2 protein-coding genes are annotated in these 2,506 nt (G+C 73.9%); both read left to right on the top strand.

Annotated elements, in window-relative coordinates:
* Positions 1–21: 21 nt before the first annotated feature.
* The gene (locus tag SZN_RS36680) at positions 22–1,428 is read left to right on the top strand and encodes a site-2 protease family protein (protein ID WP_244313497.1); all 1,407 of its coding nucleotides are present in this window, start codon (positions 22–24) and stop codon (positions 1,426–1,428) included.
* 49 nt (positions 1,429–1,477) lie between these two features.
* The gene (locus SZN_RS36675; protein ID WP_007505871.1) at positions 1,478–2,380 is read left to right on the top strand and encodes a tRNA (adenine-N1)-methyltransferase; all 903 of its coding nucleotides are present in this window, start codon (positions 1,478–1,480) and stop codon (positions 2,378–2,380) included.
* Positions 2,381–2,506: the final 126 nt, after the last annotated feature.

The raw sequence follows: 2,506 nt of genomic DNA, 5'->3' as shown, positions 1-2,506 counted from the left end.
GACGCGGACCCCCGTCCGGACTTGGCCAAGCGGCCTGCGGCAGACGAGCGCCCGGGAGCCGCCGAGCGCCCCGGCGCGGTCACGCGCCCGGCCCCGCGCAACCACCCGGAAGCCCCCGACCGCCCCCACGCGCCCGCCCCCGCGCGCGAGCCACGCCACACCGCGCACACCCCCGCGGCCCCCACCGGCCCCGGCCCCGCCCACCCCCGCCACGACGACCGCCCCTTCGCGCACTCCGAGGACGACAAGGGCGGTCCGCCGCAGCGCCCGCAGGAGTCGACGCGGGGCGGCCTGCTCATGGGGCGGCCGTTCGGTGTGCCCGTCTACGTCGCGCCCAGCTGGTTCCTCGTCGCCGCCCTGATCACCTGGGTGTTCGGCGGACAGCTCGAACGCGTCCTGCCCGAGCTGGGCGCCGCCCGCTACCTCGTCTCCCTCTTCTTCGCGGTCGCCTTCTACGCCTCCGTCCTCGTCCACGAGCTGGCCCACACCGTCGCAGCCCTGCGCTTCAAGCTGCCCGTGCGCCGCATCCAGCTCCAGTTCTTCGGCGGTGTCTCCGAGATCGAGAAGGAGGCCGAGACACCCGGCCGCGAGTTCGTCCTCGCCTTCGTCGGCCCGCTGCTGTCCCTGGTCCTCTCGGGCGTCTTCTACGCCGCCCTCCTGGCCGTCGAACCCGGCACCGTGCCCGGCGTCCTGCTCGCCGGCCTGATGGTCTCCAACCTCATCGTGGCCGCCTTCAACCTGCTCCCCGGCCTCCCGCTCGACGGCGGCCGCATGCTCCGCGCGGTCGTCTGGAAGCTCACCGGCAAGCCCATGGCCGGCACCGTCGCCGCCGCCTGGGTGGGCCGTCTGCTGGCCGTCTCCGTCCTCGTCGGACTGCCCTGGCTCACCCAGTCCGGCGCCCTCGGCTCCGAGGCCGGCGACGGCGTCGGCATGGACACCGTCCTGGACGCCCTGCTCGCCGCCATCCTCGCCGCGATCATCTGGACCGGCGCCGGCAACAGCCTGCGCATGGCCCGCCTGCGCGAGCACCTCCCCGAACTCCAGGCCCGCGCGCTCACCCGCCGTGCCGTCCCCGTCGAGACCGACACCCCGCTCTCCGAGGCGCTGCGCCGCGCCAACGCCGCCGGCGCCCGCGCGCTGGTCGTCGTCGACGCCGACGGCCAGCCCCTGTCGCTGGTGCGCGAGGCCGCCATCGTCGGCGTACCCGAGCACCGCCGCCCCTGGGTCGCGGTCAGCGGCCTCGCCCAGGAACTCACCGAGGGCATGCGCGTCTCCGCCGAACTGGCCGGCGAGGACCTGCTCGACGCCCTGCGCGCCACCCCGGCCACCGAGTACCTGGTCGTCGAGGGGAACGGCGAGATCTACGGCGTCCTGTCCGCGGCCGACGTGGAACGCGCCTTCGTCAAGGCGATGGCCCGCCCCAGCTGACCGCCCGCCCGTGGTCGGCGGCCCTTTGAATCGCCGGTAGGCTGGTCACATGTCCGAACCGACCGGTGCCGCCCGCAGGCGCGGGCCCTTCAAGGTCGGGGACCAGGTTCAGCTGACCGACCCCAAGGGCCGCCACTACACGTTCACGCTCGAGGCCGGGAAGAACTTCCACACCCACAAGGGTTCCTTCCCGCACGACGAGCTGATCGGCTCTCCCGAGGGCAGCGTTGTCCGCACCACCGGGAACGTGGCCTACCTCGCGCTGCGCCCCCTGCTCCCCGACTACGTCCTGTCCATGCCCCGCGGCGCCGCCGTGGTCTACCCCAAGGACGCGGGGCAGATCCTCGCCTTCGCCGACATCTTCCCCGGCGCCCGCGTCGTCGAGGCCGGCGTCGGCTCCGGCTCGCTCAGCAGCTTCCTGCTGCGCGCCATCGGCGACCAGGGCATGCTCCACAGCTACGAGCGGCGCCAGGACTTCGCCGACATCGCCCGGCAGAACGTCGAACGCTACTTCGGCGGACCCCACCCGGCCTGGCAGCTCACCGTCGGCGACCTCCAGGACAACCTGAGCGACACCGACGTCGACCGCGTCATCCTCGACATGCTCGCCCCCTGGGAGTGCCTGGAGGCCGTCTCCAAGGCCCTCGTCCCCGGCGGCATCGTCTGCTGCTACGTCGCCACCACGACCCAGCTCGCCCGGACCGTCGAGTCCATCCGCGAGATCGGCTGCTTCAACGAGCCGACCGCCTGGGAGTCGATGATCCGCAACTGGCACATCGAGGGCCTGGCCGTCCGCCCCGACCACCGGATGATCGGGCACACCGGCTTCCTGCTCACCGCCCGCCGCCTCGCCGACGGAGTGGAGCCGCCCATGCGCCGCCGACGCCCCGCCAAGGGCGCCTACGGTGAGGACTACGAAGGCCCCAACGCCGACGGAGGCGCCGGCCGCTGACCCGGCCGTACACCCTCTCAACGCACCGCCGCCGTGGCGGAGTTCCCGGACGCCCGAGGGAACTCCGCCACGGCGTAGTCACTTTGGCCCCGCACCCGCCACCCCGCACCCCGCGCGGGATCCCGC

The sequence above is a fragment of the Streptomyces zinciresistens K42 genome, from assembly GCF_000225525.1.
Taxonomy (GTDB): Bacteria; Actinomycetota; Actinomycetes; order Streptomycetales; family Streptomycetaceae; genus Streptomyces; species Streptomyces zinciresistens.
Note: the sequence above shows the minus strand (reverse complement) of the source record. Positions and strands in the feature narration are given on the sequence as shown.